General features: G+C 64.0%; 26 protein-coding genes. 2 read left to right on the top strand and 24 right to left on the bottom strand.

From position 1 onward, the window contains the following. Window positions 1-4: 4 nt before the first annotated feature. From ABH900_RS16355 to dusA, 4 genes are all read right to left on the bottom strand, one after another. Window positions 5-1,429: an ATP-binding protein gene (locus ABH900_RS16355; RefSeq protein WP_429624192.1), complete on the bottom strand. Its 1,425-nt coding sequence runs from the start codon at window positions 1,427-1,429 to the stop codon at window positions 5-7. 25 nt (window positions 1,430-1,454) lie between these two features. Next, on the bottom strand, window positions 1,455-2,138 hold the full coding sequence (locus ABH900_RS16350; protein WP_004136763.1) for a response regulator transcription factor: 684 nt from the start codon (window positions 2,136-2,138) through the stop codon (window positions 1,455-1,457). Window positions 2,139-2,211: 73 nt separating this feature from the next. Next, window positions 2,212-2,586, bottom strand: a complete 375-nt coding sequence (locus ABH900_RS16345; protein ID WP_429624191.1) for a hypothetical protein — start codon at window positions 2,584-2,586, stop codon at window positions 2,212-2,214. A 213-nt stretch (window positions 2,587-2,799) separates the two neighbouring features. Continuing rightward, a complete protein-coding gene (gene dusA / locus ABH900_RS16340) occupies window positions 2,800-3,831 on the bottom strand; it encodes a tRNA dihydrouridine(20/20a) synthase DusA (protein WP_429624190.1) in 1,032 nt (343 codons plus the stop codon). A gap of 195 nt (window positions 3,832-4,026) precedes the next feature. On the opposite strand from dusA, the gene ABH900_RS16335 reads away from it, so the two are divergent. Both ABH900_RS16335 and ABH900_RS16330 read left to right on the top strand, forming a co-directional pair. After that, window positions 4,027-4,269, top strand: coding sequence for a hypothetical protein (locus ABH900_RS16335; RefSeq protein ID WP_429624189.1), 243 nt, complete (start codon window positions 4,027-4,029; stop codon window positions 4,267-4,269). 12 nt (window positions 4,270-4,281) lie between these two features. Next, window positions 4,282-5,178, top strand: a complete 897-nt coding sequence (locus ABH900_RS16330) for a hypothetical protein (RefSeq protein ID WP_429624187.1) — start codon at window positions 4,282-4,284, stop codon at window positions 5,176-5,178. A 146-nt stretch (window positions 5,179-5,324) separates the two neighbouring features. On the opposite strand, the gene ABH900_RS16325 is transcribed toward ABH900_RS16330, so the two are convergent. The 20 genes from ABH900_RS16325 to ABH900_RS16230 all read right to left on the bottom strand — a co-directional run bounded on the left by ABH900_RS16325 (window position 5,325) and on the right by ABH900_RS16230 (window position 25,598). Then, a complete protein-coding gene (locus tag ABH900_RS16325; protein WP_429624186.1) occupies window positions 5,325-6,779 on the bottom strand; it encodes a SulP family inorganic anion transporter in 1,455 nt (484 codons plus the stop codon). Window positions 6,780-7,030: 251 nt separating this feature from the next. After that, window positions 7,031-7,741, bottom strand: coding sequence for a hypothetical protein (locus tag ABH900_RS16320; protein ID WP_429624185.1), 711 nt, complete (start codon window positions 7,739-7,741; stop codon window positions 7,031-7,033). Continuing rightward, on the bottom strand, window positions 7,741-8,070 hold the full coding sequence (locus ABH900_RS16315; RefSeq protein ID WP_429624184.1) for a hypothetical protein: 330 nt from the start codon (window positions 8,068-8,070) through the stop codon (window positions 7,741-7,743). The genes ABH900_RS16320 and ABH900_RS16315 overlap by 1 nt, the downstream gene beginning before the upstream one ends. Then, the gene (locus tag ABH900_RS16310; protein WP_429624183.1) at window positions 8,070-11,558 is read right to left on the bottom strand and encodes a host specificity protein J; all 3,489 of its coding nucleotides are present in this window, start codon (window positions 11,556-11,558) and stop codon (window positions 8,070-8,072) included. Before ABH900_RS16310 ends, ABH900_RS16315 begins: the two co-directional genes overlap by 1 nt. Then, window positions 11,555-12,157 carry a tail assembly protein gene (locus ABH900_RS16305; protein ID WP_429624182.1) on the bottom strand — a complete coding sequence of 201 codons (603 nt, stop codon included), beginning with the start codon at window positions 12,155-12,157 and terminating at the stop codon, window positions 11,555-11,557. Before ABH900_RS16305 ends, ABH900_RS16310 begins: the two co-directional genes overlap by 4 nt. Further along, entirely contained in the window at window positions 12,150-12,890 is a 741-nt protein-coding gene (locus tag ABH900_RS16300; protein WP_429624181.1) for a C40 family peptidase, read from the bottom strand. The genes ABH900_RS16305 and ABH900_RS16300 overlap by 8 nt, the downstream gene beginning before the upstream one ends. 62 nt (window positions 12,891-12,952) lie before the next feature. Then, window positions 12,953-13,648 carry a phage minor tail protein L gene (locus ABH900_RS16295; protein ID WP_429624180.1) on the bottom strand — a complete coding sequence of 232 codons (696 nt, stop codon included), beginning with the start codon at window positions 13,646-13,648 and terminating at the stop codon, window positions 12,953-12,955. Window positions 13,649-13,797: 149 nt separating this feature from the next. Next, window positions 13,798-14,928 carry a hypothetical protein gene (locus ABH900_RS16290; protein WP_429624179.1) on the bottom strand — a complete coding sequence of 377 codons (1,131 nt, stop codon included), beginning with the start codon at window positions 14,926-14,928 and terminating at the stop codon, window positions 13,798-13,800. Window positions 14,929-15,013: 85 nt separating this feature from the next. Beyond that, window positions 15,014-16,252 (bottom strand): hypothetical protein, encoded by a 1,239-nt coding sequence (locus ABH900_RS16285; RefSeq protein WP_429624178.1) that lies wholly within the window; start codon window positions 16,250-16,252, stop codon window positions 15,014-15,016. A 98-nt stretch (window positions 16,253-16,350) separates the two neighbouring features. Continuing rightward, window positions 16,351-17,505, bottom strand: a complete 1,155-nt coding sequence (locus ABH900_RS16280) for a hypothetical protein (RefSeq protein ID WP_429624177.1) — start codon at window positions 17,503-17,505, stop codon at window positions 16,351-16,353. A gap of 38 nt (window positions 17,506-17,543) precedes the next feature. Beyond that, window positions 17,544-18,695: a hypothetical protein gene (locus ABH900_RS16275; RefSeq protein ID WP_429624176.1), complete on the bottom strand. Its 1,152-nt coding sequence runs from the start codon at window positions 18,693-18,695 to the stop codon at window positions 17,544-17,546. A gap of 117 nt (window positions 18,696-18,812) precedes the next feature. After that, window positions 18,813-19,979: a hypothetical protein gene (locus ABH900_RS16270; RefSeq protein WP_429624175.1), complete on the bottom strand. Its 1,167-nt coding sequence runs from the start codon at window positions 19,977-19,979 to the stop codon at window positions 18,813-18,815. A gap of 7 nt (window positions 19,980-19,986) precedes the next feature. Continuing rightward, a complete protein-coding gene (locus ABH900_RS16265; protein ID WP_429624174.1) occupies window positions 19,987-20,316 on the bottom strand; it encodes a phage tail protein in 330 nt (109 codons plus the stop codon). Continuing rightward, on the bottom strand, window positions 20,313-22,952 hold the full coding sequence (locus ABH900_RS16260) for a phage tail tape measure protein (RefSeq protein WP_429624173.1): 2,640 nt from the start codon (window positions 22,950-22,952) through the stop codon (window positions 20,313-20,315). The genes ABH900_RS16265 and ABH900_RS16260 overlap by 4 nt, the downstream gene beginning before the upstream one ends. A 64-nt stretch (window positions 22,953-23,016) precedes the next feature. Next, a complete protein-coding gene (locus tag ABH900_RS16255) occupies window positions 23,017-23,316 on the bottom strand; it encodes a DUF1799 domain-containing protein (RefSeq protein ID WP_429624172.1) in 300 nt (99 codons plus the stop codon). A gap of 8 nt (window positions 23,317-23,324) precedes the next feature. Beyond that, a complete protein-coding gene (locus ABH900_RS16250; RefSeq protein WP_429624171.1) occupies window positions 23,325-23,633 on the bottom strand; it encodes a phage tail assembly chaperone in 309 nt (102 codons plus the stop codon). After that, entirely contained in the window at window positions 23,633-24,292 is a 660-nt protein-coding gene (locus ABH900_RS16245; protein WP_429624170.1) for a phage tail protein, read from the bottom strand. Before ABH900_RS16245 ends, ABH900_RS16250 begins: the two co-directional genes overlap by 1 nt. A 75-nt stretch (window positions 24,293-24,367) precedes the next feature. Next, window positions 24,368-24,724: a tail completion protein gp17 gene (gp17, locus tag ABH900_RS16240; RefSeq protein ID WP_429624169.1), complete on the bottom strand. Its 357-nt coding sequence runs from the start codon at window positions 24,722-24,724 to the stop codon at window positions 24,368-24,370. A gap of 14 nt (window positions 24,725-24,738) precedes the next feature. Beyond that, complete coding sequence (locus tag ABH900_RS16235; protein WP_429624168.1) at window positions 24,739-25,089, bottom strand: head-tail adaptor protein; 351 nt, start codon at window positions 25,087-25,089, stop codon at window positions 24,739-24,741. Further along, the gene (locus tag ABH900_RS16230; protein WP_429624167.1) at window positions 25,086-25,598 is read right to left on the bottom strand and encodes a head-tail connector protein; all 513 of its coding nucleotides are present in this window, start codon (window positions 25,596-25,598) and stop codon (window positions 25,086-25,088) included. The genes ABH900_RS16235 and ABH900_RS16230 overlap by 4 nt, the downstream gene beginning before the upstream one ends. Between the last annotated feature and the right edge of the window lie 367 nt (window positions 25,599-25,965).

The following is a 25,965-nucleotide window of genomic DNA, read 5'->3' as shown; positions in this document are numbered from 1 at the left end:
TGGATTATGGCCCCGGCGGCAGGCGCACTTCGAAGCGGGCGCCACCCAGTTCGCTGGAACGGCCCACGGCCAGTTCGCCGCGGTAATCCTTGATGAGGTCCTGCACGATCGACAGGCCGATGCCATGGCCCTGCACGCGTTCGTCGCCACGCACACCACGTTGCAGCACCTTGCCGATGTCGTCCGGAGCGATGCCCGGGCCGTCGTCGTCCACCGCCAGCAGCAGTCCGGCGCGGCGCGCATTCGGTGCCGGCAATGGCTGTGCGGTCAGCAGCACACGGCGGTTGGCCCACTTGAAAGCGTTCTCCAGCAGGTTGCCGAGCAGCTCCTGCAGATCACCCGGTTCGCCGTGGAAGCGCGCGGCCGGGTCGATGTCGAACTCGCACAGCACGCCCTTGGAGGCGTAGACCTTTTCCAGACCACGCACGATTTCCTCGGCGTTGGATTCGATCGGCAGCGGTGCGGAGAACAGTTTGTGGCCCGACGACGCCGCGCGCGCCAGCTGGTACGAGACCAGGTTGTTCATGCGCTGCAGCTGCACGTCCAGTTCCTCGCGCAGCGCGTTGTCACCGGCACCACTGTCCATCTGCGTGCGCAGCACCGCGATCGGCGTCTTCAGGCTGTGCGCCAGGTCGGCCAGGGTGTTGCGCTGGCGCTCGAGGTTCTCGCGCTCGCTTTCAATGAAGGCGTTGATGCTGTCGGTCAGCGGCTCCAGCTCGCGTGGGTGGCGCTCGCTCATGCGCGCGGTTTCGCCACGCTGCACCTTGGTCAGCTCGGTGATCACGCGGCGCAGCGGGCGCAGGCTCCACTGCAGGATGACGGTCTGCAGCAGCAGCAGGATCAGGCCGATGCCGCCCAGGTAGAACCAGACGCGGCCACGGAACACGCGCAGCTGCGCACCCAGCGCGCGCGAGTCTTCCATCACGTAGATGGTGTACGGGAATTCAGTGGCGGGATCGGCATCGGCGTCCCACACCAGGCCCAGGCCATAGCGGTACACCGAGCCCTGGCTGCCGTCGATCTGGATCATCGGCAGCGGGCCTTCGAACACTTCCTGGCGCGGCGCCAGCAGCCCGCCACCCACGGTGGGCAGCATCGGGCCTTCGGCGGACATCGAATTGCCCTTGCCGTCCGGCATCACCACCTGCAGGTACAGGCCACTGCCTGGCACGTCGAAGCGCGGATCCGGCGGCTGCTCGCGGATGTACAGCGAGCGGTCGCGGGTGAAGTCGATGCCGGCCGCGTAGGCGGTGGCGTAGTTCTTCAGGCGCTCACGCAGGTTCGCCTTCGCCGTATCGGCGAAGGCGGCGTCGAGCGCGTAGCCGGCCAGGGCCAGGAACGCGACCAGGCCCACGGAGGCGGCGAGCATCTGGCGCGCCTGCAGTGAGCGCGGCCGCCAGCGTCGGAAGAACCACAGACGGCCGGACATCGTGTTATCGCCAGAGTGCGCCGGCTCAGCCTTCGTTGCGCGGAATCGCGAAACGGTAGCCGCGACCGCGCACGGTCTCGATCGGCTTCAGTTCGCCATCCGGGTCCAGCTTCTTGCGCAGGCGGCCGATGAAGACCTCCAGCACGTTCGAGTCGCGATCGAAGTCCTGCTGGTAGATGTGCTCGGTGAGGTCGGCCTTGGAGACCAGTTCACCGGCATGCATCATCAGGTACTCCAGCACCTTGTACTCGTAGCTGGTGAGGTCGACATTGCTGCCGGCCACGCTGACGGTCTGCGCGGCAAGGTCCAGGGCGACCGGGCCGCATTCCAGGGTCGGCTTGCTCCAGCCAGCGGCGCGGCGCAGCAGCGCGTTGACGCGGGCCAGCAGCTCTTCGACGTGGAACGGCTTGACCAGGTAGTCGTCGGCGCCCTGCTTGAGGCCTTCGACCTTGTCCTGCCAGCTCGAACGCGCGGTCAGGATCAGCACCGGGAACTTCTTGCCTTCGTCACGCAGGGCCTTGATCAGCTCCATGCCCGACATCTTGGGCAGGCCGAGGTCGATGATGCCGACATCGAACGGAACTTCACGGCCCATGTAGAGGCCTTCCTCGCCGTCCTGCGCAGCATCGACGGCAAAGCCTTCGCGCTTGAGCCGGGCTGCCAGGGTCTCACGCAGCGGGGCTTCGTCTTCGACCAGAAGGATACGCATGAACTCTCCCTAGTGTCCTGGGTGTGGCCCGGAGGCCTGTGGGGTACGGGTTGATAGCGACAACTATCCCTGTTCAGGGGTTATCGCCGCGTAGTGATGACATATCCGACCGCGGTGTGCGCGGCTGTGAACGCGACGGGGCGGGGTCGTCCATGTAGCGGACCCGGCCCCGGTCGTCCATGTACTTCACCCGGTTGATATCGCGACCATCGAACGGCACGCGCTCGGCGCCGAGGATGTGGCCGCCGGTGGTGCGCTGCACGCGGCGCACGGCATCGGACAGCGAACGCTCGTCGCCACGGCCCCCGCGCTCGCCCCGCTCCATCATCTCCGCGCGCCCCTGCTCGCCACGCGGCGGCTGTTGCGCCAGCGCCGAAGACAGCGGCGCAGCCGCCAGCACCACGCAGGTGGCCAGGGCAATGCGGCAATGGAAGGGAGCGGAAGACATCGATGCGATCCTAGCCGAGCACGGCGATTCGTTCAAAAGTCGTAAATCCGGGGAGCCGGGTACGGGCCCCGGCCTTTACAATTCCTTTGCAAATTCTTGGTTTGGAGCAGTGAATCCGGTCTGAACTTTTCCGGGTGGTCGCCGCTGTTGTTCATCTAAGTGAACATTCGGGACGAATCCCTGCGCCTTGTCAAGTCAGGAATGTGACGAACGTCACGCTACGGCGCGATGGGTTTCGCGCTCGGTGACCGCCAGGGCTTGTTCGACCAGGCGCCAATCCGCGCCCGGGCGGTGTGCACCCTCGCTCAGCACCTGGCGGAAGGCGCGGCCACCGGGCTGGCCATGGAACAGGCCCAGCAGATGGCGGGTGATGTGTTTCAGTGCCAGCCCTTCGCCCAGGCGTGCTTCCACGTAGGGGCGCAGCGCGCGCAGCAGATCGCCGCGTGCCTGCAGCGCAGCGCCGGTCTGCAGCGCTTCCAGCTGATGCAGCAGGTAGGGGTCGTGGTAGGCCGCGCGGCCCAGCATCACGCCATCGACGTGCTCAGCCTGTGCCTGCACCGCCTCGAGGCTGGCGAGGCCACCGTTGAGCACCACCGGCAGCGCCGGGCGCTCCTGCTTCAGGCGATAGGCCCAGTCGTACTTCAGCGGCGGAACCTCGCGGTTCTCCTTCGGCGACAGGCCCTTCAGCCACGCGTTGCGCGCGTGCACCACCACCATCGCCGCACCGGCGGCAACCTGGCGGTCAACGAAGGCGGCGAACACGTCGTAATCGTTGTCCTCGTCCACGCCGAGGCGGCACTTCACCGTCACCGGAATGTCGACCGCATCGACCATTGCCGCCACGCACTCGGCCACCAGCACCGGCTCACGCATCAGGCAGGCGCCGAAACGGCCGGCCTGCACGCGGTCGGAGGGGCAGCCGCAGTTGAGGTTGACCTCGTCGTAGCCCCACTCGGCGGCGATGCGCGCGGCCTGCGCCAGCAGTGCCGGATCGCTGCCACCGAGCTGCAGCGCCAGCGGCTGCTCGCTGCGATCGAAGCCCAGCAGGCGTTCGCGGTCGCCGTGGATGACCGCGTTGGCGTGCACCATCTCCGTGTACAGACGCGCGCCCGGCGCCAGCACGCGATGGAACACGCGGCAATGGCGATCGGTCCAGTCCATCATCGGGGCAACAGACAGGCGCAGGGAATCGGCGTAACGGGCGGTGGCGGACGTCATCGGGGCGTTGATCGTGGAGACTGGCATTGCCAGTGAGATCAATAGTTTACACCGGGTGGATGAATGGTGGCCGGGGCGCCACGGTGCGCGTGAAACGGGTGTGCTTCCCATGCGGACATGGCACTCGCTTGCCACACCATTAAATACGAATGAGAAGTGATATCATTTGTGTGCCGCATAACGATGTGCGGCCATGGATGTCCCAAGCAAACGGAACATGTAATGCAGCAACGCACCTATATCGAACTGGTCCTGGAGCTGTTCGCCTTCATCAGCCTGTGCATGGCGATGGCGACCTCCGGCATCCCGGTGGTGGTTTTTGGTCTCTCGACCATCCTGCTCACGGTATGGATCCCCTTCCAACGGCGCGAGATCCATCGCTTCACCCGCGCCGTGTCGATTGCGCTGGTCATTGCGGCAGTAGCCAGGATCGTCATTCATTTCCTACCCAATCCATCCATCTAGGAATCGAATTCGATGAGGCCGTTCCGCTACGCCACTGCTGTGGCGTTGTTGCTCTGTGCGCAGGGAGCGCACGCGCAGTTGAAGCAGATACAAGATATCCCGTGCGAAGGTTGCTCATACGCTCAGATGCAGGCAGCCGCGCTGTCGGACGTCGACGTCGGCGGTGCTCTGGTAACCAGCATTTCCACGGGAGAGATACGGAAGTTCGTCATCCTGTGGGATCGCAGGATCCAGGAGTTGCCGATCGAGCAGGACCTGGAAGACTACTTTGTGGCACTGGTCCGCTTCTGGCACGCCAATGGACGCAGTCTTGAAATGAACTACGACCTTGCGTCGAACACATGGAGGCTCCCCCAGCAGGCGATGGGGACTGCACGCGTGCGACGGGCACTGGCGGCCCCCACTGCAGACAGGCCGGTTCCGGCGACCGTGTACGAAGCACTGCAGAGCCCGGCCAGAATGAACAACGCGATCGAGCAGTTGAATGCCTCCTGGCTTGCCCGCGGGTATGCGGCGCACATGACGTTCATCAACTCGGTCAGGGGAAAGAACATCTCGCTGACCGCGGGCCGCCCGGTGACCACCCTGAACTTCGCCGATGGCTCGAAGATCAAGGCCTCCTACGACGTCGAGATGAAGAGCTGGGCGGCGATCCCCGGCACCGGCAGCGACGTTCACGGCAACCCGGTTCCAGAGACGAAAGAGGACGTTGCCAAGGACGGCAAGCCGGTCGTGTACGAGTTCCCCGGTGGCATCACCAGTGACGCCTATATGGACTTCAGTCGCTATCTCTTCGATCTGGGCGTGCGCCCCAACATCGGGCCAGGCGACAACCAGATGATCTGCACGAGCGAAGTGATGGACGCCGACATGCGGGTGGAGGTCAGGTGCATGGGGCGCAGGCACTGATGCAACAGCACGGGTGACCGCCGCTGCGGTCACCCGGGTGCGCCCTGTTGAATCAAGGGCAGACGCCGGTGGATGTCACCGGCGCCTGCCAAAGCGCTTGGAGCCCCGCCATTTTCGGTAGTAGGTGGCGGCCGGTGAGTGCGAACTCAGTGTCCGCCGCCGCGCCCACCCACCTGCTCGATCAACGTCCGGCTGGCCGCATTGAGGCCCACCACCGTCACCTCCGACCCGTGCGCGGCCAGCTTTTCCTGCGCGCGTTCCAGCGCGGCTACCGCCGTAAGATCCCATAGGTGGGCATCGCGCAGATCGATCCGCACCTTCGGCGCCACGTGCAGGTAATCAAACGCTGTGCCCAGCTGACCGGCTGAAGCGAAGAACACCTGGCCGCGCACTTGGTAGACCTGCGTGTCACCGGCATCTTCGCGCTGCACATCCAGCATGCGGCCGACCTTGCGCGCGAAGAACAGTGCCGACAGCAATACGCCGCTGAGCACGCCCTTGGCCAGATCGTGGGTGGCCACAGTGACCACCACGGTCAGCAGCATCACCGCGGAGGAGCTGCGCGGATGCGTGCGCAGGTCACGCAACGAGCGCCAGCTGAAGGTGCCGATGCTGACCATGATCATCACCGCCACCAGCGCCGCCATCGGGATCTGCCGCACCAGGTCGCTGCCGTACACCACCAGCACCAGCAGCACAACGCCGGCCACCAGACATGACAATCGACCACGGCCGCCGGAGGTCACGTTGATGATCGACTGCCCGATCATCGCGCAGCCGGCCATGCCGCCGAGGAAGCCGGTGACCGTGTTGGCCACGCCCTGGCCGACGCATTCGCGGTTGCGCTGGCTGGGTGTCTCGGTAATGTCCTCGACGATCTGCAACGTCATCATCGATTCGAGCAGGCCGACCACGGCCAGCGTGGCCGACACCGGCAGCAGGATGCGCAGGGTGTCCCAGCTGAGCGGCACATCGGGAATGAGGAAGTGCGGCAGACTGTCCGGCAGCTGGCCCATGTCGCCGACGCTGCGCACATCGATGCCGAAGCCGATCACCACGGCGGTAAGCACCAGAATCGCGACCAGTGGCGAGGGCACCGCACGGGTGAGGCGTGGCAGCAGGTAGATGATCGCCAGCGCGGCCGCACACAGCGCGTACACGGCCGGGCCACGGCCGATCAGCTCGGGCAGCTGTGCCAGGAAGATCAGGATCGCCAACGCGTTGACGAAGCCGGTGATGACCGAGCGCGAGACGAAACGCATCAGCGAGCCAAGTTTGAGCACACCGGCCAGCACCTGCAGCAGGCCGGCCAGGATGCTGGCCGCAAACAGGTACTGCAGGCCGTGGTCCCTGACCAGATCGACCATCACCAGCGCCATCGCACCGGTGGCGGCGGAGATCATGCCGGGACGGCCGCCGGCAATGGCGGTGATCACCGCGATGGAAAACGCGGCGTACAGGCCGACCTTGGGGTCGACGCCAGCGATGAGCGAGAAGGCGATGGCCTCGGGAATCAGCGCCAGGGCGACGACGATGCCGGACAGCAGATCACCACGAAGGTTGCCGAGCCATTGCTGGCGCAGGGGGTAGGACAGTTGCATGAGAACGCTCCGCGCACACGCGGGCGAGGCCACGTGGCGCTGCAGTGGGAAGACGCGGGTTCCTGAGCCGGTGCCGAAGGCACGGCCGGACCATCGGCGTTGCACGCACCAAATGAAGGTGGCGGGCAACCGAGGGCGGCAAGGGTCAGGGTGGCGTAATCACTGCAAGTGGGCGTCGGTACGTGGGAGGCGCGCAGTCTACGGGAAGCGGCCCGGCGGCTCAAATGGCTGCCGGGCCGCGTGCTCCCTGCTCAGTAGGTGTATGCCGCCAGGACGAAGCTCGGAAGGCGCGAGGCAAACGACTGGTACGACGCACCGCTGAGGGAGCGTTGGCGATTGGCTGCGCGCCGGGTGAAATTCACGCGCAGCTGCGCCGCATTCGGCGTACTGATGGCCGCCGAGTAGCGCATGTTGGTACGGATGGTGGGGTTTCCACTGGGCATCGCGTAGACATCGTGGCAGAGACCGATGTCCGACAGCAGGTAGGCGAGATTGTTGCCCGGGCCATTGATCAGGTCACCGGTCAGGATGTTGTCGTTGGACATCTCGCTGGGTATCGGCGGTCGCGCGCCCGTCGTATCGACCAGCCCTGCCATGCGCAGCGGACGACTGCTCATGTCCCACTGCAATGAGCCATCGGCGTTGTACACCTGCATGCCGGCGTTGTTGCTGGGAACCGCACGCCCCCACGCCCACCATTCGAAACTGGTGGTGCCCTGGGCCATGTTCCAGCTGAAACCTCCAGTGCCTGACGTGATCCGGGTGGATCCGCCATTGCAGCGGATGAACACCAGGTACGGCATGCTCTGTGTCGGCAGACTGACCGAGCCGTTCTGACCCAACGGCGAGGTGTTGCTGCCAATGGACTCCACCCCCTTGCCTGCTGCAAAGAAGGCAAGGGCGTGTGCGTTGACCAGAACAGGGATACCGCTGTCGTTGGTGACTTCAAGGCCGACGGCCATCAGAAACTCCCGTAGAAAAGATAGGCATTGGGACTGGTGGTCGTCATGAACGTAAAGCTGAGCGTGAGGTAGTCACCCGCGGCGGCGCCTTCCTTGTTGAAGGTAATGAACGCCATGTTCGGCGCTGAGAACTGGTTTCCATTCATGTCCTGCCAGCTGTCCCAGAAGGTACTGGGCAGGATCGCGAATGGCTGCCCCATGCCGGCCATGCCGACATAGGTGCTGGCACTGCTGTTGACGCGCATTTCGCCCATGATCTTGCCGGCACGGTCATTGGTGTCGAACCACATCTGCCCATCCGGGCTGAATATCTGCATGCCGGTTGCCATCACCAGATCCCCATGCGGACGCGGACGCGGCCGTTGCTGTCGTAAACGTGGATGACACTGTCATTGATGGTCAGGCGGCCGCCATTCTCGGGGCCGTTCATCGTCAATGTGCCGTTCTTGTCGAGCCTCCATCGCGGTTGCCCGCCGGCGCCGACTGCATTGGACTGGATCACGTCGCCGATCATGGCGTTCTGGATCCAACCGTTGCCGATCAGCGCCTGGCTGATGAAGGTCTGCCCGCCCTGCACCACGAAGGGCGCACTGACCTGGCCGCTGTTGGTGTTGAACAAGGCGAAGCGATCGGCCTGCATCAGGATCTGGCTCTGGTAGCTGCCATCCGGCTGCTGCTCGACACCCAGACCCATGCCGGCCATGTAGATCTGCCCGGCACTGCTGATCTGCGCCTTGACCGTATAGGTCGCGCTGACCTTGCCATCCAGGTTCACCACGGCCTGCGAGACCTGCTGGACCGCCGCACTGACCCCTTCGATCTTGCCCGGAACGCCGTCGATGGAGGCTTCGACCGTATCCACGCGCTTGGCCAGTGCTGCATCCTTCTCGGCCATCACGCTGTAGACGGTGATGGCGCCGGCGCTGACATCGTTCTCGCCGACGTTGTAGTCCTCCTCACCGGCAGTGTGGTCGCTGACCTGGGCGAACAGGCCATCGACCTTCTGCCCCTGCGCGGCCACCTTGCCATCGACGTCGGTCACGTCCATTTCCAGCTGGTCGACGCGGCCGACAATGGCGCCCGCCTCAGCGATGGCATCACCGATGTTCTTCCAGTGGCTGCCCGGCGGTGTTTCGTTGCCTGCGGCGGTGCCCTGCCAGCTCCAGATCCAACCGTCGTGGATGACGGTCTGCCCTGGGGTGTAGGTCGCCTGCGCGTCCCAGACCAAAGGCAGCACCTCGGTGACGCGCTCGATCTTTCTCTGCAGCTGCTGGCCCAGCGCGCTTTCGTTGATGCGGCCGGCAAAGTAGGCATCGTAGTCTGCCTGGTTGCTGCTGGATTCACCCAGAACGCCGGCTTCCACGGGGTGCCACGGGCCAATGTTGCCACTGCGATCGACCAGGCGCCCCCAGAACCAGAAGCGCGCCCCTGCTGCCAGACCATTCATCTGGTGCCGCGCCTGTGGATAGGCGAAGTCGCCGAGCTTGATGGCGGCTGCGCGATCAGGGCTTGTGCTGTACCAGAGTTCCGTACGCTCGGTATCCGTCGCACCCACCGGGAACTGCCAAGCCAGCTCGATGCCGAACACGCGGCTGCGGGCGGTCAGCGAGGTCAATGCGGGGGGCGGCGTGGTCTTGCCTTCGATGGTGGTGAGTGCACTGAGCGTCGGCTGCGACACGGCGCCCAGCGCGTTGACCGCACGCACCCGGGCCAGATACTGACCGGCATAGACGCCCCGCACCTCCAGGCTCTGCGTGCCGACGCGTCCAGCGCGGACCCAGTTGAGATCGCCACGGCGCCATTCCACGTCGTAGCCGATCGCCTTGTCTGCCGCATCCCATTCGATGGTGAGCACGGAGGTGGCGATACCCTGGTCCACCACAACATGCGAGGCCATCCGCACGTTGGCCGGCGGTGGCTGCACGCTGGGCGGAATGATGCTGATCGGTGGCTGCTCCAGGCGCGTGCCATCGTCGATGGCGGCGTACTTGCCCGGCACGTGCTTGAGCGCGGTGATCTGATAGGTCAGTTCCTCACCTTCGCTGATCGACAGCACGCGATAGTGCTGCAGGGCCAGCTCCGGCGATTCCAACGCCCACACCGACTGCGCAACCGGCAGCGCCGTCCACGGCGCCGTGACAGTGACCGTCTCACCGTCCACCGATTGCACGGTGCGTGCTTCGGTCTGCCCGCTGGGCAGCGTGGCGCGCAAGGTGTCACCGGCGGCGATCTGCTCGGGCATCCTGTCCAGCACCAGACTACGCACACCTGCACTACGGATGCGCCCGGCATTGCGGCGCCCGGCGCGGTTCGGGTCGGCCACCTGGATCACATCGCCCGGCATGCAGCCCAGTGCATCCAAGCCCACCGAGAAGCTGATGGTCTCGGTTTCCAGCATCTCGGTATGCAGGATGTGGTTGCCCACGCGCTGCGCCTGCGAACGCGAGTGGCAGCCTACCGCCGTCACTTCGGTCTGGTTGATGCCGTAGCGGGCGACACCGGGCAGATGCTGCACCACCTCGACTTTCTGGCGGCCGAAGTCATCCGGATCCATCCACGACACCAGGGCTACCGTGTGCCGCGCCGTGCGGCTGCTGCCCGCATAGTGGAAGCGCCCTTCGATGACGTTGGCCTGGCTGTAGGTCAGCACTGGGTCCTTGGGCATGTCGGCCGAGGCCATCACCTGCCCGGCCGCATAGAAGCTGATGCCGCGGAACATGGTGGCGATGTCCTGCAGCACGCGATACGCCTCGGCACGGGTCTGCAGATACAGGCTGCAAGTGAAGCGCGGCTCCTTGCCGCCCTGGCCATCGCTGACCAGTTCGTCGCAGTAGCGCGCAATCTGGTACAGCCGCCACTTGTCCACCCAATCCAGCGGAACACGATGACCGAGGCCGAAGCGATCATTGGTGACGATGTCGAAGAACACCCAGGCCGGATTGTTGGTCCAGCCACTCTTGAAGGTACCGTCCCACACGCCACTGTAGAGACGGCTGAGCGGATCGTAGTTGGAGGGGATGCGCACGATGCGCCCCCACAACTGGTAGGACCGGGTGGGGATGTTCTGGAACTGGCTGGCGTCGACCTGCACCGCCGCCAGCGCGCAGTTCGGATAGCGCAGCTTGGCATCGATGATCTCGGTCATCGACAGCACGTTGATGGTATCGGCGATGGTGCTGCTGTTGGCGTTCGCCGTCAGCCTGCGGATGCGCACCTGCCACTGGCTGCCAGCAGGCAGATCGATGCGGCGACTGCGCTCGTACTGGGTGGTGGTCTTGCCACTGAAGGCATCGGTCAGCACCGTGCCGAACGGCCCACCATCGGTGGACAGATCCACCGCGTACATGATCCGGTAGCCCTCGGTATCACCGTTCTCGGTATTGGTCTTCTGCAGCGCGGGCACCGCGAAGCGGATGCGTACCGCCGACAGATCGGCACCGGATACCGTGCGCACCACCGGTGCGTCGCTGCGCAGCTCGACGTTGACGCCGACTTCGTTCTCGATGGACGGGAAGCCGCTGATGTGCTCCTGGTCCTGGGTACCCGAACGCGTCTGCACATCCACACCGGAGAAATTCAGCGTGCCATCCGGATTCTCGATCGGCACCTGGTCCAGGTAGATCGACTGCTTGCCAGCGACCAGGCCGCGGATCTCGCCTTCGCTGGCGAGGTCGATGATGCGGGCCACCGCCATCGAGTGCAGGCTGTCGGCAGTTTCGACCGGAGTGCGCGCATTGCTGGCGCCTTTCTTGGCGCCGACCAGCACAGGCGCTGCTGCACCGCGCGCACGCGATGCGGTATGAGTGATCTGATTCAAAACTGGTCCTCCGCCAGGATGCCGCCGCTGATCACGGCCGAGCCGATGAACATGCCCTTCTTGTCATGACCGCCGTAGGCCACGGGGACGGGGTTGCCCTGCGCCTGCGTGTTGACGGTGCCGTTCATGCTGTAGCTGGGGGCGTTGTCAGGAGAGTCTTTGGCGCCCAGGCCCTTAGGTTGGGGGGCTAGCATCTGGGCGACGCCACCGACCACCATGCCCACGCCCATCTGAATGAATCCGGTGCCTGATCCACCCGCGGCGATGTTCATGTAGACGCCGACAACAATCAGAATGACACCCATGATCGTCTGCAGAATGCCTCCCCGCTTGCTACCCACCATCACCGGTGCAATGCGGATGTCATCCTGCCCCGGCGGGTCGTGCAGCTGATCCCGCGACAGGTTCTGCCGGCCATTGAACACGGCAAACTCCATGCCCTTGGACTTTGCGCCCATCAGGTACTGCTGGAATCCAGGCAACATCGTGCACAGTGCGTGCACGGCCTCGGCCGGGCTGTTCACCGCCAGCCGGAACTTGCGCCCGAAGCGCGCCCCAAGCTTGCCGTACAGGCGGATCGTACGAAGACGGTCAGTCATGGCGCACCTCACGATGGCGGACGATGCAACGCGTGCGCTCGGCCCACATGCCGCCGTAGGGCACGGTCTCGGACAGGCGGCCATGCAGGTGATGCAGCATCTGCCCCTCACCGAGGTAGATGCCTGCGTGATTGGTGACCGGCGAGCGGATCTGCATCAGGATCATGTCGCCCCGTTGCGGCTCGCCTTCGATCAGGTCGAAGCCCTCGGCGTGCAGCCGTTCAAGGCTGTACAGGTCCTGCCCGTGACTCCACCAGTCGTCTTCGCGCACGTACTCGGACAACTGGATGCCCAGTTCACGCGCATGGAAGTCGCGGACCAGGCTGTAGCAGTCCAGTACGCCATGGGCGAACTGTCGGCCCACCAGCGGCGCCAGGTAGCCTGCCGGGTGCAGGGTCTGCAGATCGCCACACACGGGCGCCTCGCCGGCGACCTGGCCGACGCTGACAATGTGCCAGGTCAGCCCGCTTCGCTCGCACATGACCCGATCGGCGTCGGAAGGCGTTGCAGCGGCATCAGGGTGACTGTGCACCAGGGCCAGTACCTCGCCCTTGTCCTCGGCCACGGCATAGTCCTCGGCGGGCAGGCGGAAATGCTCGCTCGGCGTGGCGGCCGCGTTGCGGCAGGGAAGATAGTGTTCGTGACCTTCGATGGCCACGATCAGCCCGCAGCACTCGCGCGGGTATTCGGCCACGGCGTGCGCCTGGATGGCCTGCAGGGTTGTCGGTTGCATGTTTCACCCATGAAAAAAGCCCGCGTGAGCGGGCCTGGAAAGTGGAAGCGCGGAGGTGACGATCAGGAACGCAGCAGGCCTGCGGCCGGGAAGCCACCATAGGGCAGCGGCTTGTCCTGACCGAACCGCAGCTTGCAGCTGCGCACCCGACCGCCGCATTGGTCACGTGCGGGATCATCGGTGGCAACGTCATCGCTGTCGGCCACGGCCGGGCCGTTGTAGCCGCAGTACGCGCCGCGATAGCCGCCACGCACCAGCCAGCCACACATGCCGGCGATGATCTGCCTGCCCGGAAGCTGCTGACCGTTGAGATCGATCGCGGTGGTCAGCTCGAACTCGACCATCTGCTTGTCTTCACCGATCTTGCGCTCGATGAACCAGACTTCGTCGGGGAAGTGTTCGGCGGGATCCGCACTGGGATTGCCCTCTTCAAAGTTGGCCGCGTCCAGGTACTTGGCCAGCGTCTGCCGGCGGGTGATGCGGGCACCGACCAGGTCCTCGAACAGCAGGCACATGGCCGTGATGCGGCCATCGATGTTGCTCACGCGCAGGCGTGGGTTCGGCGGTTGGTCGCTGGTGCGTTCGAAGCCGCTGGCCTCGATCGGCCAGGGGCCATACTCCTGGCCCTGCCACCAGATGAGACCACTCTGCAGGTGTGCGTGGAAGAACAGCGTGTCGGCGCCGAAACTGCTGGCGTCCAGTTCGTAGACGGTGATGCGGCCACCCGGCTCAAGTTGCTGGGCATCGGCGGTGATCATGGGGTGTGCTCCTGTGCGGCCATGGGTAGGGGTGGGGCGGGATAGGGACTCTGGCCGCGCGGCACGATGACGTGGTGGCCGGGGCGCTGCGAGGCATTGGTGGTGAAGCAAACCGGGAGCCATTCTTCAGGCGAGGTGATGGTCACGACTCAGAGCTCCGCATCAGCCTGGACCAGGACCTGCGAGGTGGTCGACCACACCACGACCGCGCCCCAGAGCTGCATGTTGTTGGGCATCGAGGAGATCGACGCTGCGTCCACGGTGGACTCCCAGCCTGGATTTCCTCCATCGAAGTTGATCAGGTTGCCACCGTTGCCGAAGCCCACCAGGTTCAACGCGTTGGACGGCGATGAGATCCGGGGCGGCGCGCGCTTGCGCACCTTGAACGGGATGCAGGCACGCGAGTCGCCGTTGGCGGTGTAGGTGATGCCAACGATCCGGTTCACCTCCACCGCTTCGTAGTAGCGCTGGCACAACAGTAGTTCCAGCGCCTCTGGCCGGCGATCGAAGTCGGTAGCCGTATCGCCTTCTTCGATCTGCACTTCGGCCAGCTGCACGCTGCCAGTCTTCTGCCCAGCGGCAAACGAGCGGCCACCGAAGTCGGCACCGGCATCCAACCAGAAGCTCAGTTGCAGATAGCTGTCCGCGCCCAGCGTCTTGCCGGCAAGACCGGGAACCGCCACGGTGACCTGGTGCCAGCGCCACAGCGTATCGAGCACCACCGCTGCACCGATGCTGTCCCGCGCGGTGGACCCGCCTGTTCCGTAGGATTGCTGCAGCTCCACACCGATGCGGAAATCGTCTACCGAGGCTCGTGCCTTGAAGCTGATGGTGACAGTGCGTCCGGCCAGCGTTCGGACGTCCTCGATGCGCTGCTGGACCAGCGCCATGTTGCCGGCACCTGCACTGCTCTGCACGTCCAGCCGTAGCAGATAGCGCGAGCTGGACAGCAGGCGCCCCGCTTGGCCACCGCCTGCGGGTACTTCTTCACGCATAGCGGTCACTTTTGTACCGGTGGCGTTGGTCAGCCAGCGGTCGGCCGTGTGACGAGCGCCTGTGGACACAGGGAACACGGCCCCACGTTGCCAGATACGGAAGTCGCCGTTGATCAGTTGATTTCGGCCAGCCATCCTGCCGTCCAGGCCATACACTGCGGCCTGTACAGCGTCCAATCCGCCATACACTTCGACGAAATTTTCGTTGACCTTGGTAAAGGCCGGGCGCTGTGTTTCTCCCCGTTTTCCGTTCGCTTGAACGGTATCGAGGTCGATGATCTTCATTGCCATTCTTCTGCCCCTGATTCCAGGTCCCTGGCGCCGCAATGGCGCGTTGTCCTCTTGACCGATGGGAAGAGGTATCGGTGAATCAGATCTCAGCCTCAAGGATGATGCTGATTCCGCCGGCTTTGGGCGCGATATAGCCCGACGCGCCCGGAGACATGCCGCCCGTAGCGACTCCGGCCGTGATCGCCGCACCCGATACGGAAACCGGAATGACGTTGAATGACGAGCCCGGCGCATTGCCCCCGGCGATACCGAAGCCTGTCATGTTGACACCGCCCCCCAGGGTCCGCGCTGCGGGTTTGCTGCGCATCGGCTGGAAGGACAGCTGGCCCACGCAATCGAACTGGCCGAGGGCCGTGCATACCGAGAACGCATCACCCGCATTGATGTCTATGCGCTGTGCGTACCAGCCACATAGCGCAGCTTCGTGGGACAGAGGCCTGGTGTCATACCCGGTCGCCGTGCCCCCCTCCTCCCATTGAAACTCGCCGAAGAACAGCCGACCCGATTGGGCACCCAGGCCAGCATTCCGCACATCGAATCCGCTGCCGGATGACAACCAGACTGCGACGGCTGAGTGGTGGTTCGTACTCGCTACTGTCTTTCCAGAGACTGACGGCAGCGTAACCGTCTTTCGAATGTGGTTTACACCTTCAACCAGGCTGAAGACCTCAGCGTTCATTCCCAGAATGGTCTCCGAGCCGCCGGTACCGAAGTTCTGCAGGAACTCAACGGCGATCCTCCGTCCAGCGGCCCCTGCGTTGTAGACGGTGAAGGAAACCGTGCTGAGCACTCCGGCAAAGGTGCGGACATTCTCCACCCGTTGTTCGAACACAAAGTAGTGCCCGAATGCATCTTCGTTGCCGGCAGAATCCGTCGCCATGGAGAGGCGGGCATCGCCAAACACACCATCCCCCGGCACGTTGTTGTTGGCGAGAACGCTAGCACCTGTCATCAGCCCAATCTGAACAAACCACCGGTCCGGGCCGTAGCCGGTCTGTCTAACGGGTGTCCCTCTCGTCCAGAAATCGAAGTTTCCATTGATGAGGCGATTCTTTCCTGGAATGCGCCCGTAGATGGCGTTGTCGACAGCCGCAGGAAGCCGGGCGATGGCATTCTGCACCTCGGCCTTGGCCTGCTCTGCTTCGTTCTCGATCTCCGCCTTCAGCTTGTTGACGTCTTCTACGATGGTCGCCACGCTCCCCAGTGCGCCATACACTTCGGCAAAGTTATCGTTGATCTTGGTGAACGCAGGGCGCTGGGTTTCACCTCGTTTGCCGTTCGCTTGAACAGTATCGAGGTCGATTGTCTTTCTAGCCATTGATTTTCCTTGCCGCACTTGTGAAGCCTGCGACCATGTTGGGTTTCGGCGGACTAACTCCGCGCGAGTCGGAGACGCCCTGGCGCCCCGGTTGATGCTCAGCGGATCTCCGCATCCGCCGTCCAGTGGAACCAGCCGCCCCAGCGTCCCGGGTTGTTGCTCCAGGCTGCTTCGAACACACTCGTTCCGATCGTGGGAACCGAAACCGGGGTGCGGCTGTTGTCGTCCTGATTGACGTAGCCGGGCTCGACCACATTGTTGTTTGGCCTGATGACGATCGCCGGTGCCACCCGCTTGCGCGACTTGAACGGCACCGACGCGTAGGTGGTCGCACCCGTTGTGGCCGAGTTGCCCCAACTGTAGCGGCCATCGTTGGTGGGAGTTCCTGGAACGACATCAGCGTCGTAGGACTTCTCGTAGTAGCGCTGGCACAGCTGCAGCTCATGGGCCAGGGGGCGCAGGTCAAACTGCGTAGCCCGGTTACCGTGCTCCAGCTGCATCATGGCTATGCCGAATTCCCCGCTCTGGCCGGAGATGACGCCGCCGTAGGCATCCGCACACATGTCAACCACCAGCCACAGGAAGTCACTGTCGGCATTGTTTCCCAGCGTCTTCCCCTTTACCGATGGCAGCCGGCCACTCAGCTGGAAGTAGGTCCAGGACGCAGCGGTGACTGCCACGGTTCCCAGCTCCACGCTGACCGCAGCTGAGGGCGCGCCGCCGGTACCAAAGTGCTGGATGAGACGAACACCAATGCGTTTTCCTGCCGGGCCATAGGCGAAGCCGGAAACCGTCACCTGGCCGTCGGACAGCGTCGCCGCACCCTCGACCTTCTGTGCGACGTAGGCGCTGCTGCCAGCACTGGTCTTGGAGACAACGCTGTTGAGGAAGCGGCGCGATTCGGGTGCGGCGCCTCCGGCAGGAAGATTGGCCCCGCGATTCGCAGTGTGCGTACATCCGAGTGCCGCTACTGTCCAACGATCCGCCACATAGATCTCACCACCCTGGGTGGTGCCCGTGGTAGCTCGCTGCCAGAAATCGAAGTTGCCGTTGATCAGGCGGTTCCTGCCTGGAATTGAACTCTGAAGATTGCGCTCCAGTGAATCCACGCGCTGTCCGATCGCGGTCACGTCATCCAGCGCGCCATAGACTTCGGCGAAGTTCTCGTTGATCTTGGTGAACGCCGGGCGCTGGGTTTCGCCCCGCATCCCGTTCGGTTGAACGGAATCGAGGTCGATGATCTTTCTCGTCATTGTGGGTTCCTGGAGTTCGAACGGGAAGCGGCTGGAGATCAGAACTCAGCGTCGGCCCACCAGTGCCACCACCCACCCCAGCGTCCTGGATTGTTGGTCCAGCTCACCTCGTAGCAGGAAGGCGATGCATAGTTGACAAGGCAGGGAACTCGGGACACGTCATCCTCGGCGATGTGCCCGTTCTGCTGGGTGGTATCGGCCGAGATGATCATCACGTAGGGATGGGCACGTTTTGCCGTCTGGAATCGCACGCTCTGGTAATGCGCCATTCCCGGCGAGTTGACCGAGAACGCCTCTCGCCCTTCGTTGTGCACTGTGTTGGGCAGGATGTCGAGGTTGTAGCTCTTCTCGTAATACCGTTGGCACAACGCGAACTCCACGCCCGGCGGGCGCCAATCAAAGCGCGTGGCCACGTGTCCCGCCTCGACCTGGAACTGTGTGAAGCCAAACGAGCCGTTCTGTGCCACCAACTCGCCCTTCTGGCCGGTACCGCACAGGTCGAACACCACGTAGAGATGGTCGTTGCCATGGATGCCCAGCACCTTGCCCCTGGTGCTCGGCAAAGTGACGGTGACGCTCTGGTGCGTGGCCGAGGTGCCCAGTGTGAGCACACCCGCTTCGATCACCACTTCCCGCGCGGGCGAGCCGCCCGTGCCGAAGTTCTGGATGACCCGCACGCCGACCTTGCGGTTCGGTGCATCGCTGTTTGCCCACACAGAGATGGTGATATCGCCGCTCGCGCTGCGCACGCCCTCGATCTTCTGCCCCATCCACGCACCACTGCTGGCAGCGGCACCGGACACGGTGCATACCAGGATCGACCGCGTGTCCTCCGGGTAGCCAGTCTGCCCCTCGTAAGCCACGCGCTGGACGTCCTGGTTGCAGCTCAATGCCGAGTTGGTGAAGCGATCGGCAAAGAACGTCTCCGCCCCAAGGGTACCCGACCCGCTGCCGACACGGCCGGAAGTCCGGCGCTGCCAGAATTGCAGACCACCGTTGATGAGCAGATTCCTGCCTGGGACGCGCTCGGTGATCGCATTTCCGACCGTCTCCGGGATCTTCGCTACATCCGCCAGAGCGTCGTAGATCTCGACAAAGTTCTCGTTGATCTTGGTGAACGCCGGGCGTTGTGTTTCACCCCGCTTTCCGTTCGGTTGAACGGAATCGAGGTCGATGATTTTTCTTGCCATTGTTGGCTCCTTGAACGAGGTGAATCGGTGGCGTCCGATCAGTTCTTGAATATTTTCATTCCGTCGGCGGGCGGACCTCACGGCTTTCCGCCCGATCCCGCAGACGCATGAATGCGCTCAGAGTTCGGCATCGGCGGTGTAGTGGCCTGCCAGGAGAACAGAGCCGCTTACCAGGAAGCCTGCACCGCCTACGTCCGCCATGAACGCCTGGCTCGTTGCCATGACTACATTGGTCAGGGTTCCCGCGCGCCACGCTCCGCCAGCGGCGTCGTAGTACCTCCAGAAGCTCGGCGATCCGATGTCACCACCTTCCCCGCCTGCGTGAAACTGCAGCTGCGGCGTGCCGCGCATCGTGCCTTTGAACTCTGCAACAACACGGCAGGTGCCGCTGTTGAAGGCCACTGCGTTCCGGTGGACGGCCGAGCTGCTCCTGCTGTTGGGAGCCTCTGCGACAGGGAAAGACTTCTGGTAATAGCGCTGGCACAGCGCAAGTTCGTGGGCCGGTGATCTCCACTCGAAGCGGGTCGCCCGTGCGCCGGCTTCCCACTGCATTTCACCGAAGTACAACTGACCTGCCTGCGCGCCAAGCCCTCCTGTGCGCGCGTTGAAGTCGCTGCCTGCCGAAAGCCATACCGCACAGATGACCGAATCATCGCCGCTGCCGAGCGTCTTACCGTAGATGGAAGGAAGACTGACGGTCTTGCTGATCCGGTTCAGGCCCTGTGCGAGTGTGAATACTTCCGGCTGGATCGCCGTGACAGTGGGGCTTCCGCCTGTTCCGAAGCGCTGCAGGAACTCGACTGCGATCTTTCTGCCTGCGGTGCCTGCGTTGTAGACCAGGAAGGACAGCGTGCTCTCCGATGCGGAAAAGGTCCGCACGCTTTCCACACGCTGCTCGAACAGGAAATGGTGTCCGGCGGCGTTGTGGTTCCCGTTGCAATTGGCGGCCAACGTAAACAGGCTTCTCGGGAAGTTCGAATCGCCCGGGGCAACGGGTGATTTGAATATGCCTGCTCCATCCATCCCCCCCTGCTGCGCAAAGAATCTGTCTGCACAGTAGGCGGCGGCAGCGTTGAAGTTGTCCCCACGCTGCCAGAGGTCGAAATTCCCATTGATCAAACGATTCTTTCCCGAGACAGAGTGTGCGATGGCACCAGGGATTCCCTCCAGCGCCAACGCGACCTCCTGAAAGTTCTGGTTGATCTTGGTGAAGGCCGGCCTCTGTGTCTCGCCGCGTTTTCCGTTGGGCTGGATGGTATCCAGGTCGATCCGTTGAAGATCCATGGGATGCCTACGCCTGGAAGGTCTGCTCGAACGTGGCAGTGATGGTCGACACCTGCCCGCCCAGATGGCTGTCGGTATAGGAATCACAGGTGTACAGCCCCTGCCCCAGTGGCCCCTTCCACAGGAAGCTGCGACCGGCATGACCATCGAGGAAGGCGACGATCTCGCTGATCGTCCTGCGGTTACCAACGAACTGCAGCTGGTAACTACGCGAAGTGGCATTCAGGCCATCGGCAGTGGCCTGCGCATAGCCATCACCGAACTTCGCACGCTTGACGGCGGCGGTGGTGGTCCCGGTGCTCTGGCTGGTGGCAGCCCAGGTAAAGGTATCGGTCATTGCATGGCACTCCTGCTGAGCACGCCGCCGGCCTTCATGTCACGGCTCTGCAGTTCGCGGTACTTGCGTTCCACGAACTGGCCGATCTCGTTGCCGAACTGTTGCAGCATGCTTTCGTTGGTGGTGACTTCCTTTCCACCGTTGTTGTCGATGCGGATGCTTACACCCACGCCTCCGCTATCGCCGCCGCCGTGCGCGGCCACGCCAAGGCGACCGTCCGGACCACGCCTCAGCGGCATGATGGCCTCTGGTCCGGCTTCGCCGAATACGCCGGCGCCCTTGGCGAAGGCGAACAGCTGCGGGGTGTTGTAGACACCGCCGGAGTAGGCGGACAGGCTGGGAGAGGCGTAGACGCCGCCCAAAGCGTGGGGCTTCATGTAGCCGCTGGTCAGCCAGCCGGTGTTGTTGCCGAAGCCGGTGGCGAAGCCCGTAGAAGGCGGGGCGCTGGCGGATGCCCCGGTGCCTCCAGCAAAGGCGCCGACCACACTGTTGATGATGCCCATCAGGGCCTGTTGGGCGGCGATTCGTGCAAGGTCCGCGATGATAGAATCGGCAAGCTCGCTGAAGTCGAGCTTGCCGGTAAGAACGAATTTCGTCAGCGCATCTTCTGCACCCTTGAATGCCTTGCTGAACAGCTCCTGGGTCATGCCCGCCGTGTTGGAAGCGGATTCACGATAGTCTTCAAAGGCGCTGCGCGCGCCATTGCGCCAATCGCCCATCTTCTCCATTCGGCGGCCCTGGTGATCCCGCTCATCATTCAAGCGTCGATCCCGGCTTGAACGCAGCGCGTTCGATTGGTCACGGAAGCTCTGACTGCCTTCGGGCGCGCCGCTGTCGCGCAGTGCCTTCATCCCTTGATCGTACTCACGCTGGATGGCATTGACGCGGACGAGCCGCGCAGTGGCTTCTTTGCCGTGGCCGAATCCCAGGAGTTCCTGCTCATTCGCGCTGCGACGCGCTTCTTCGGCGTCTCCCAGCGATCTGTTGAGCTTCTCGAGCTGGGCGGCAGCCGCAATCTCTTCCTTCTTCTGCGCAAGCGCCTGATCGCTGACCTCAAGGCTGGCAAGTGCCGTTTTCAGGCGCATAGCGGCAGCCGTGTCGCCTCTTTCCTCCGCATTCGTCAGCGCAATCGTGGCTTCCTCAAGAAGGCGCGTGCTTCCGGTCTTCTTGTCAATCCCCAACCGCTGGATCTCGTTCTGGTCGACCTGCTTCTGGATGCGCTCGAACAAGCTAGGTTCGGCTGGCACAGTGGGGAGACGTGCAACTGCGGCAACAGACGGACCGTGCGCGGGTGGGGCTGTCGCCGGCGGGCTGGCAGGCAACGTCGCTTCGATCAGGATCGGCTTGATATTCCGCTGTACTGCGCGCAGCGCTTCCTTGGCCTCTTCCAGCTCTTTCTTGGCACGCGCATATTCGGCGAGGCTGTAGCTTGAGCCTGTGGTCCCGCCCAGGGTGGTATTGCCCCAGCGGCGCAGGTTGGTTTCGGCATCTGCGATGTTCTTGCGCAGATCGTCGCCGCTGTCTGCCCGGAATGGCTCCTTCACCATGTCCCACAGCTCGGAGAAGACGATCTTCGCCTTGCGCCACGCGCCTTCCATCAATGTGGCGCTTTGGATGACCCGGGGTGCCACCTCCCCGATCTTGCCCGCATACGCCTGCATCAGCAGGGCCGAAGCGTCGGCCTGGTTTCCCTGCGCGATCAACGATTGGATCTGCTTCCGCTGCGCGTCGGTGAGGACATCGGTCTGCTGCTCCAGCTCCCTGAGTGCTGCAACTGGGTCCTGCCTGATCTTGACGAACGATGCGATGACCTCTTCCGCGCTGCTGACACCCGCGTCCTGCCACTGCAGCGCGGCCTGCGCGACCATCCGCAGTTCATCCCCGGCAAACTGTCCGGTCATGGCGACCTGGTTCAGTGCTTCGGAGGCTTCACTCATGGTGATGCCGTCAATTCTGCTCATGGCCTGCGCATAGCCGGTCAGCTGCGGCACGTTGGCGTTCAGCCGATCGCCAACGATCAGCAGTGATCGCTCGAAGGACGCGGCCTCGTCGCTGGCGGAGTTCCAGGCGACGGCTACGCCACCTACGGCCGCGGCCAGTGCTGCGGCCGCCGCCGCCATGGGATTGGCCAAAGCAGGGAAACGGCCAACCAGCGCGGTGAGAACCTCCGCTGCGTCGTCATAGGCGCCCTTCAGCTCAGTCGCTTTGCCGATCTGGTCGGCAAACGTCGAGCCACCCGCGCCAGCTCCAGCGTTTGCGCCCAACGCTGCTGCCGCGCCGCCCGTCGTGCTCGCCACTGCTTCGGCTTCATTGCGATAGGCACGCAGTTCATCGCGCGCGGCACGGATGGCGCGTTCGTTGCTGGCCATCTGACGGGCCATTTCGTTGATCAGTACTGCGCTGGCCTTGAGTACGGCATTGAGCATCTCCTGCTCCAGCCGCATGCTGTCCACCTGCGCACTTTGCTGTAGCAGCATCTGCAGGCGCGCGCGCTCAGCCCTGTCCAGTTGCTGGTACTGCTGCTGTGCGGAGGCCGTCATGTCGGCCAGGCTGCGCTTTGCAGCCTGCGTGGCGGCGCCGAGGTTGCTGTTGACCTCGATATCCACCCGCGCAACACCGAGCGGTGTATCGCTCATAGGGGTTTCCTCAGGAAAAAGTGACCCCGCCGGCTGGCGGGGTCGGAGTGAGCCAACGGATGGCTCATTGGCTGTGCATCTCGTCCAGGGCAGCCCGCTCTATCACGCGGATACCTGCCATCACTTCCGCGTGCTTCTCGGCAGTAAGCCCTTCACGCTCGAGCTCCTGGTAGACCACGTTGTAGTCCAGACCCGTCGGGCCACCGGCGCCGATACGCCACTGGGTGGAGACCCGCGAGAAGATGTCGATGGGAAGTGCACATTCTGGCCACAGTTCGATCTGTGGCGGCTGAAAGTGCTTTGCCTTCAGGCCGAGCTGGCTCAGCTCGGCCTCGGTGGGGGCACGCCAGTACAATGCCCCCACCGCCTCGATCAGTTTCCCTTGCGAGCCACTTGCAGGGCCTGCACGTAGCCACCGACGATGGCGCCATCCAGGCCGATCTGCTGCTGGAGGGCAAGTTCGACACCCGCCGTATCCAGCGCTACATCCGCATCCCACTCAGCGACGACATCCAGGATTGCCTGGGCAGGCGTCACCTCGCCGGCCGCCAGGCGCTGCAGCAGGTCCGCATATGCGGCCTGCTGCAGATGGCGGTAGGTCAGGTTGAGCTTCTGCTCGCGACCGTGGCCAGCAATGGTCAGGGTGCTCTTGAAGGTCTCAGGTGCCTTGACCTGGAACATCAGACATCCTCCACCAGGATGGAGTCGGCCAGTGCGGTGAAGGTCGCAGTGGTGCCCATCGGGGTGTTGGCGGCCATGGTCGGGTCGCCGTTGTAGCTCAGGTAGCCGTACCAGTACAGCACGTCACCGCCAACCAGCTTTGCGCGCAGGATCACCGGCTCGCCCTTGGCATCAACGTTCTTCAGCGCCGAGTACCACGGCTTCTTGGGATCGTAGAACAGCGGCAGGGTGATGGTCTTGGCGTTCTTGAAGGTCGGCATCTGCACCTGGCGACCGGTCGGATCTTCCAGCAGCGTGCCGCTCCAGTACTGCTGCTCGCCACCGGCGGTGGTCGGATCACCCTGCTGGTCCAGGTCGACGAAGGCGCCGGCCTTGCGCAGTACGCCGGCACCGCTGGTACCCGGGAACAGCACGGTATCGGTGGTGTCGATGCCCAGCAGTTCAACGCTGCCGGTGGCTTCGGCGCCAGCGCGGGTGGCGCGGTTGTTCAGAGCCGGCCAGCCCGGCAGTTCGATGACCACCACGTCGCCGGTGTCGACGCTGTTGGCAGCGACACTGGCCAGGGCCGGAGCGGCCTTGGAGATGGCCGTGGTGCTGATGGCGGTGGAGATGACCGGTGCGAAGCCGAACTGGGTGCCCTTGGGAAGCTTGAGTGCCATGTTGCATTTCCTCATATGGATTAAAAAAAAACCCGGCGAGTGCCGGGTTTGGGGGTGTTGCATGGAGCGGTGAAACTACGGGTTGGCGTACCACAGCCCGAATTCGAATCGCGCGCCGTACTTCCTGATCGCCGGCTCATGCACGGCAATGGCGGCGCCGAACGATTCGGACTTCGGTAGACCTCCGCATACCTGATCTTCAATGTCGCGGATCAGGGTGTTGGCCTGGGCACGTGTATCTGCCCAGACGGTCAGCTGCACGCGGGCGTGCTTCTGTTCGGGAATGGAGCCTTCGTTGAACCACAGTGCCTGTCCGCCCACCTGCTGGTAGACCGCGCAGGGATAGGTGACCGGTTCCGGCGGAACATCGGGATACAGCCGGCCCTGCAGCAGAGGGCCCAGCAGTGAGTGCAGCTTCACTTCGTAACTCATCGCAGTGTCCTTGCTCAGGCCGTGCCTGAAGACTGTTCGGTGAACAGCACCGTGGTCTGGCGCCGGCTGAAGTCGGGGGCAACACCGGTGATGTCGAAGATGCGACCGTCGTGCACGATGCGCATGCCGACCTGGATGCCGGCCTGCCGCGCAGCCGCCAGCCGGACATGGAAGCGCTGCCGGCGGAGGGTTGCCGGCAGGCGGCTTTCCAGCGTCAGTCGCTGCAGGCCGCCGCTGGCATCGGCGGTGATGCCGGCCCACAGGTCGCCCACCGGCTGCCAGGTATCCAGCGGCTGCCCCCAGGCATCAAGGCGACCGTCCTGGCGCTCGATACGGATGCGTCGATTGAAGTGGCCGGCGTTCATGGCGTTGCCGCCGCTCGGTACGGATCGAGCAGCGCGGCGACGCCGAACGGCAGTTCCATTGCAATGGCGGCGGTGCCTGCCGGCGCATCCAGCGTCTGCGCGGATACGACCACCGCTTCGCGGTGGGCGTACAGGTGGCCCAGCAGCAGGCGCACCGCTGCGCGGATGCTGTCGTTGGCCGGCATCCCCTGCAGCAGGCGTGTGCTGCGTGCGGTGGCCACGGCCAGGCGGCGATCCGCCACATCACGCATGGCCTTGGCCTTGGCGGTGTTGGTCTCGGCGTTGGCGGCGGCAACCGCGGCATCATGCCCGGTCACCGCCGCCGCCATGTCCTGCGGCAGCCGGTCCAGCGCCTGGTCCAGCGCGGCCTGGTCGGCGTACAGTTCGCGGCCGAGATAGGCAGCAGCCGCGTCGCTGGCGGCGGCCAGCAGGTCACCCAGGATGGCGTCGTCAAAGTCGCCGTCGATACGACAGTGCGCGCGGCACTGCTCAAGAGTCAGCAAGGGCATCGAATCCTCCTTCGTTGATGGATGGGGAGTGCCCCGACCCTGCGCACGCGGCTACGCCGCACGCTGTCATCAAGGACGGCGCGGAAAAGGCAGGGTCGGGGCGGAAACAGAAGCGGCCCTGCCAGGCAAGACAGGGCCGCGAAGGAGATGACACGGCATTGCAGGCCGCAAACGCAAAAAGCCCCCGGCGGTCACCGGAGGCTTCTATGTCATCGTGGTACAAAAGATACGCTTCGGGTGTGCACCCGTCAATCCGCAAACGGTTACCAGTCTGGTGACTTTTGCAGGGTCTTCCTGGGCGTGGTCACGGGGACATGCAACGGGCTGGATAGAATGGCGCAGCGCCGTTGCCGCGGTGCGCTCCCCG

Origin of the sequence: Stenotrophomonas sp. AN71 (assembly GCF_050435725.1) — a bacterium.
Classification (GTDB): Bacteria; Pseudomonadota; Gammaproteobacteria; order Xanthomonadales; family Xanthomonadaceae; genus Stenotrophomonas.
This window is presented reverse-complemented; position numbering and strand designations above follow the sequence as displayed.